6 protein-coding genes are annotated in these 6,562 nt (G+C 37.4%); all 6 read right to left on the bottom strand.

Annotated features, from left to right (window positions below; all coding sequences use genetic code 11):
• Positions 1-333: 333 nt before the first annotated feature.
• On the bottom strand, positions 334-1,479 hold the full coding sequence (gene lldD, locus HMPREF1128_RS01600; RefSeq protein WP_007523506.1) for an FMN-dependent L-lactate dehydrogenase LldD: 1,146 nt from the start codon (positions 1,477-1,479) through the stop codon (positions 334-336).
• Positions 1,480-2,126: 647 nt separating this feature from the next.
• On the bottom strand, positions 2,127-3,089 hold the full coding sequence (locus tag HMPREF1128_RS10130) for a tetratricopeptide repeat protein (protein WP_050989953.1): 963 nt from the start codon (positions 3,087-3,089) through the stop codon (positions 2,127-2,129).
• 4 nt (positions 3,090-3,093) lie between these two features.
• The gene (locus HMPREF1128_RS01590; RefSeq protein WP_007523445.1) at positions 3,094-3,510 is read right to left on the bottom strand and encodes a hypothetical protein; all 417 of its coding nucleotides are present in this window, start codon (positions 3,508-3,510) and stop codon (positions 3,094-3,096) included.
• Between the two features lie 329 nt (positions 3,511-3,839).
• Positions 3,840-4,259, bottom strand: a complete 420-nt coding sequence (locus HMPREF1128_RS01585) for a F0F1 ATP synthase subunit epsilon (protein ID WP_007523422.1) — start codon at positions 4,257-4,259, stop codon at positions 3,840-3,842.
• A gap of 37 nt (positions 4,260-4,296) precedes the next feature.
• A complete protein-coding gene (gene atpD / locus HMPREF1128_RS01580) occupies positions 4,297-5,670 on the bottom strand; it encodes a F0F1 ATP synthase subunit beta (RefSeq protein ID WP_007523430.1) in 1,374 nt (457 codons plus the stop codon).
• 17 nt (positions 5,671-5,687) lie between these two features.
• The gene (gene atpG, locus HMPREF1128_RS01575; RefSeq protein ID WP_007523479.1) at positions 5,688-6,554 is read right to left on the bottom strand and encodes a F0F1 ATP synthase subunit gamma; all 867 of its coding nucleotides are present in this window, start codon (positions 6,552-6,554) and stop codon (positions 5,688-5,690) included.
• Between the last annotated feature and the right edge of the window lie 8 nt (positions 6,555-6,562).

The following is a 6,562-nucleotide window of genomic DNA, read 5'->3' as shown; positions in this document are numbered from 1 at the left end:
ACATAAAATGTCACTACTTAAAAAGTATAATGAATTTCTAGTTAGCACCTATTAAGACTTCAAAATTAAAAAAATATTTTTAAATCAAGTCAATCAACAAGTGCCCACACAGATTGTCTGATATGTTGTTAAAGAACAAAAATAAACGACGCACTGCTTTTTCTAAAGATTCACAACAGCGCGTCGTTGTGTGGGGTGCATTATAGAGAAATCTCAAATCCTTGCAAGTCTTTTTTGCAAAAAATTTTAATTTTTTTACCACTTGTTGAAAATTGCGACAGTGAGTATAAATTCACATCAACAAGCGGTCTATTTTTCTCCAAATTTTGCAAATTATAATTTGCTTAAATCTACTAGCGCATCTGGCTTAATATCTGCAATAGTCCGATTGCTAGTAAGTGTCATGGCTACACGCATTTCTTTTTTGAAAATATCCAACATATTTTCAACACCTTGACGACCTGCTGCACCTAATGCATAAACAAAAGAGCGTCCAATCATTGTGCAATCCGCACCTAAAGCAATCATACGCACCACATCTAAGCCATTACGAATACCACTATCTGCAATAATTTTAATATCACCTTTCACTGCATCTGCAATAGCAGGAAGGGCTCTTGCGCTAGAAAGCACACCATCTAACTGGCGACCGCCGTGGTTTGAAACCACAATACCATCCGCACCAAAACGTACTGCATCTTTTGCATCTTCAGGATCAAGAATTCCTTTAATTACCATTGGACCATCCCAAAACTCACGAATCCACTCTAAATCTTTCCACGAAATAGACGGATCAAAGTTTTCTGTTAGCCAGCCGATGTAATCATCTAAACCAATTTGTTTTCCAGTATAAATAGAAACATTGCCTAAAGTATGCGGTTTACCTTTAAGACCAACATCATATGCCCAATAAGGATGCGTAATGCCTTGTAATACACGGCGAATTTCTTTGTAAGGACCACTCATGCCAGAATGCATATCACGATAACGTGCACCAGGTGTGGGCATATCTACCGTAAATACTAAAGTAGAACATCCCGCTGCTTTTGCACGTTCAAGTGCATTTTTCATAAACCCACGATCTTTCAACACATAAAGCTGGAACCATAATGGACGCTTAATTGCTGGCGCCACTTCTTCAATCGGGCAAATAGAAACCGTTGAAAGCGTAAATGGTACGCCTTTATTTTCTGCTGCCTGTGCAGCTTGAACCTCACCACGGCGCGCATACATACCGCAAGCCCCTACTGGTGCAAGTGTTACCGGCATAGAAAGCTTTTCACCAAATAGCTCAATTTCAGTATCAAGCTCTGACATATCTTTTAATACGCGCTGTCTTAACGCAATATTGGCTAAATCACTGACATTACGAGCTAGTGTTTGTTCGGAATAAGAACCACCATCAGCATAGTGGAACATAAATGGAGGAACGCGACGACGCGCAGCTTCGCGATAGTCATTTGCGGATGAGATAATCATTTTGACCTCTTTGAATTTTGTTAATAAATGAGTTACCAAAGTGTAACACAAACCCAACAAAGTTAAATGATAATTATTCCTGTTTTTAGACATTCGTCACAATTTATTTTCTTAGAGAAAAAGAAAACCGCCTAAAAAGGCGGTTCTATAATAAAATCATTTGCACTATAACAACGATCCACACTACCCGTTAATAGTGTGAGCCTAGTCGCTGAGTCATGTAGAGCTAAGATAATGATTTATATCCTAGATCTACTGATTACAGTGTTCAATAAATTAGTCTAATTGCTGGGAAGGGGATAGGGTCACAACCTGTTCCCAACCTCCCAATATTGTATGTTGTATGCCATACTCTATAAAATATCAAGATAAGATATTTCTTATATAACAAGAGCATTTATTGGGATAAAAATGTAACACCAACCCAAAATAGGTAACTTGTTACCCTCGACAAGCAGTTGATTCCACTAAAAAATTTGCAAATTGTTATCGAAAATCTACCGCTTGTGTGCGTAAACTTTATCCCTCACAAATAAAACCCCCAACTTTTTGGGATCAGATCATTTTTTCAGTCGGAATTTCATTTATTTTAATTACATCATATTCTGTAAGAAATTTGCAGAACACTTTGTAAAAACGTATCCCTGTTATTTTTGATACCTATTATTAAACCATTCCCTGAATGTTGGAAACTCTAAACTTTTATTGTAAAGCAAACAACCATAATCAATACCTTCTTCACAAGATAGTTTTGCATATTTTTTAACACTATCTCCATCTCCTACAGTTCCGACCTCATAATAATATGAATAAGCGACCATATATAAAGCCCAAGAATACCCTTGTTCAGCAGATTTCTTGAACCATTGAAATCTTTTCGCTTGAGAACTTTCATTCGTTGCTACAAGAAACATCGCTTCAGGATCATTGGTTTGTTCTACTATTTTTTTGTACCATTGTGCTGCTTTCCGTGCATTTTGCTTATCTTTATCAGAATCCTTATAGCATGCACCATTAAGGTAAGGATAACCACTGCCTCCACCATAACAATCATACAAAATTGCTAACAATTTCATTGCGTTAAGATCGCCCAATTCAGCTACTTTTTGCAAAGTATCAAGATCTATTTTCTGCCCTTGTTGCTCCGCTCGGAGAAAATCAGCTCTTTTATCTTCATTTTCCTCATAAATTTCTATAGCTCTTTCATAATTTTGTGGAACACCTAACCCTTTACGATACATTTCTGCAACCATATAACTATAGTTAGGCACATTCCAAGCATGATAATTTCTTCCACCTTTTTCTTCTAACCAGTATAAAGCTTTAGAATAATTTTTATTATTGAAATAATATTTTCCTAGCCAGTTTATTGCTTCTTTATTTCCTGCATTAGCTGCTTTTTTATACCACTCAATTGCTTTATTGATATCTTTTGCCTCAAAAGAGTACCCACTATTATCAGGATCAAAACTCTTGGCTTTCAATAACATACTTTTAGGATCAAATCTTGTAGGATCATATGTTTGCAATTCATATGTCGTAGCATTTACCTGCGAAGAAACATACAACATTGCTATAGATAAAATTAAATTTTTTATTCTATTTTTCATTTTATTACTCCGTGATACAAGGCTCTCTATTCAACAATCCTCCGATATAAGCTTCAACTTGAGGATAAACTTCCAAACAAACCGTTTTGCCATCATAAACAACATCTTCCGTTGGAATGCTAAGCAATTCAGATTGCACAACCATACTACTTAAACATCTTGCTAGAATTTTGTTTTCTTTAAGAATTTCTTGCAAACTGCGATGCTCTTCATTTCCCCAATCATTAACATTTTTACCTTTAAAATCATCTTGACTAATCAGAATATCCCGATAAATTAGGAAAATTCCATTTTGTTGAGAATAAGATTGAAAATGTCTAAAACCTGCTTTCGGTAATTGCTGAAAAAATGCTTCCTGTGTCATTATTGTTTCTACCACACTTAAAAGTCGAATAAGATTAAAAGATGTTAAATCTTTCATTTATAATCCCCTTAAAGTATTTTGATTAAAATTTGATTATAACTTGTTTTTTTTTTGCACAATTAGTTATTATCAAATTTTCAGTTTGCAAATAAAAATAAGGAGAAAAAATGAAACCATATTACTGGAAGTTAAAGCTAGAATGGAAAAGCAAGATGTTTTTATTGATAGAATTTCAATATTGCTATAAAGAGAAGAGTTAGATAAGCGGTCAATATCCCTGAAAAATTTGCAAATCTTTATAGAAAATCCACCGCTTGCGTATGTGAGCTTCGTTCACACATCCTACAAAACAAAAACCCCAACCTTTCGGTTGGGGTTTATCATTTTTATCTTCTTCTTGAAAGCTGTGAGCTAACAATATCGTAAACACGCAGTTTTGCGATTTCGCGAGAAAGTTTTGCTGAAAGGTCAACATCGTTGGCCTTGCTTAAACTTTCCTCTACTTTACGTTTAGCTGCTAAGATGCGTTGTCGATCAAGTTCTTCGCCTCGAATCGCCACATCTGCTAGTACGGTAACTACTGTTGGCTGTACTTCTAAGAAGCCCCCTGAAACATAAATAAATGCTTCATTACCATCAGCTAAAGTATATTTCACCATACCAGGTTTGATAGCAGTTAATAATGGGGTATGCCCTGCATACACACCTAACTCACCATCAATCCCTGTTACTCGTACGCTAACAACTTGCCCTGAGAAAATTTTTTGCTCTGCACTGACTACGTTAAGTTCAAATTGAGATGCCATTTTGTTCTCCTTGCGTTCCTATGAAGTTAGGGAACAATTACATCTTACTTGCTCTTTCCACAACTTCGTCAATTGAGCCTGCCATATAGAACGCTTGTTCTGGAATATGGTCAAATTCGCCTTCTAAAATACCTTTAAAGCCACGAATTGTGTCTTTTAATGATACATATTTACCTGGTGAACCTGTGAATACTTCAGCAACGAAGAATGGTTGTGATAAGAAACGTTCGATTTTACGCGCACGTGCTACCACTAATTTATCGTCTTCAGATAATTCATCCATACCAAGAATTGCGATGATATCTTTTAACTCTTTATAACGTTGTAATGTACCTTGTACACCACGAGCTACGTTATAGTGTTCTTCACCTACAACTAATGGATCTAATTGACGTGAAGTTGAGTCTAATGGGTCAACCGCTGGGTAAATACCAAGTGATGCGATGTTACGACTTAATACGACTGTTGAGTCTAAGTGCGCAAAGGTTGTCGCTGGCGATGGGTCAGTTAAGTCATCTGCTGGTACGTACACCGCTTGTACAGAGGTGATAGAACCCGTTTTGGTTGAGGTGATACGTTCTTGTAACACACCCATTTCTTCTGCTAATGTTGGTTGGTAACCTACCGCAGATGGCATACGACCTAATAGCGCAGATACTTCAGTACCAGCAAGGGTATAACGATAGATATTATCCACGAAGAATAATACATCACGACCTTCATCACGGAATTTTTCAGCCATGGTCAAGCCAGTTAATGCTACACGTAAACGGTTACCTGGTGGTTCATTCATCTGGCCATACACTAACGATACTTTATCTAATACGTTAGAGTCTGTCATTTCATGATAGAAGTCGTTACCTTCACGGGTACGTTCACCAACACCTGCAAACACTGAGTAACCTGAGTGCTCGATCGCGATGTTACGTATTAATTCCATCATGTTAACGGTTTTACCTACACCCGCACCACCGAATAAACCAACTTTACCACCTTTTGCAAATGGGCAGATTAAGTCGATAACTTTGATACCGGTTTCAAGTAGTTCCGTACTGTTTGATTGTTCTTCGTAGCTTGGTGCTGCACGATGAATATCCCAACGTTCTTCTTCGCCGATAGGACCTTTTTCATCGATTGGCTCACCTAACACGTTCATAATACGACCCAATGTTTTAGTACCCACTGGTACTTGAATTGGGTTGTGAGTATTTTCAACTTTTAAACCACGTTTTAAACCGTCTGATGTACCGAGTGCGATACAACGAACAAGTCCACCACCTAATTGTTGTTGGACTTCAAGCGTTAAACCTGATTCTACTTTTAACGCATCATATACTTTTGGTACTGCATCTTGTGGGAATTCAACGTCAATCACCGCACCGATGATCTGTACAATTTTTCCTGTTGCCATTACCGTTCCTCTTTTCTCTAAATTGCTGCCGCACCGGCGACAATTTCATTTAATTCATTTGTAATGCTTGCTTGGCGAGCTTTGTTGTACACTAATTGTAATTCATCAATTAAAGTACCCGCGTTGTCTGTTGCGGCTTTCATTGCTACCATTCGAGCGGCTTGTTCAGAAGCAAGGTTATCTACAATCGCTTGATACACCTGAGTTTCCAAGTAACGAACTAATAAACTGTCCAACAATACTTGTGGATTTGGTTCATAAATATAATCCCATGAACCTTTAGTCTCTAATTCGTCATCTGCTAATTTTGGTAACGGAAGTAATTGTGCGATAACCGGTTTTTGTGACATTGTGTTTTCAAAACGGTTATACGCCACAAACACTGCATCCACTTCTTCATTGCGGTAGGCATCAATCATTTCATTTACCATACCCACAATACGTTCCATTTCAGGATTATCACCTAAACCAATAACTTGAGAACGCACATTTAAACCAAGACTTTGGTAAAAACTTACCGCTTTTGAACCCACTAAGCCAAGCTCTGCACTAACGTTTTTATCTTTCCATGTTTTAAATTCATTCAATGTTGCTTTGAATAAATTGATGTTAAGACCGCCACATAAGCCGCGGTCTGTAGATACGATTAAGTAACCTACTTTTTTAATCTCACGTTCAGTTAAAAACGGGTGCTTATAACCAATGCTGCCTTTTGCAATATGGCTGATCACCTTACGGATAGTTTCCGAATACGGGCGAGAAGCCGACATACGCTCTTGCGTTTTACGCATTTTAGAGGTTGCAACCATTTCCATTGCTTTCGTAATTTTTTGCGTATTACGAACACTCGCAATTTTGGTTCTTATCTCTTTCGCACCTGCCATAATCTTTC

The sequence above is a fragment of the Haemophilus sputorum HK 2154 genome, from assembly GCF_000287615.1.
Lineage (GTDB): Bacteria > Pseudomonadota > Gammaproteobacteria > Enterobacterales > Pasteurellaceae > Haemophilus_A > Haemophilus_A sputorum.
The sequence above is the reverse complement of the archived record's forward strand: the minus strand, read 5'-3'. Positions and strand labels throughout refer to the sequence as shown.

Excerpts from the sequence above, each read along its gene's own strand:
- lldD (WP_007523506.1), bottom strand. The coding sequence starts at position 1,479 with ATGATTATCTCATCCGCAAATGACTATCGCGAAGCTGCGCGTCGTCGC.
- HMPREF1128_RS10130 (WP_050989953.1), bottom strand. The coding sequence starts at position 3,089 with ATGAAAAATAGAATAAAAAATTTAATTTTATCTATAGCAATGTTGTAT.
- HMPREF1128_RS01590 (WP_007523445.1), bottom strand. The coding sequence starts at position 3,510 with ATGAAAGATTTAACATCTTTTAATCTTATTCGACTTTTAAGTGTGGTA.
- HMPREF1128_RS01585 (WP_007523422.1), bottom strand. The coding sequence starts at position 4,259 with ATGGCATCTCAATTTGAACTTAACGTAGTCAGTGCAGAGCAAAAAATT.
- atpD (WP_007523430.1), bottom strand. The coding sequence starts at position 5,670 with ATGGCAACAGGAAAAATTGTACAGATCATCGGTGCGGTGATTGACGTT.
- atpG (WP_007523479.1), bottom strand. The coding sequence starts at position 6,554 with ATGGCAGGTGCGAAAGAGATAAGAACCAAAATTGCGAGTGTTCGTAAT.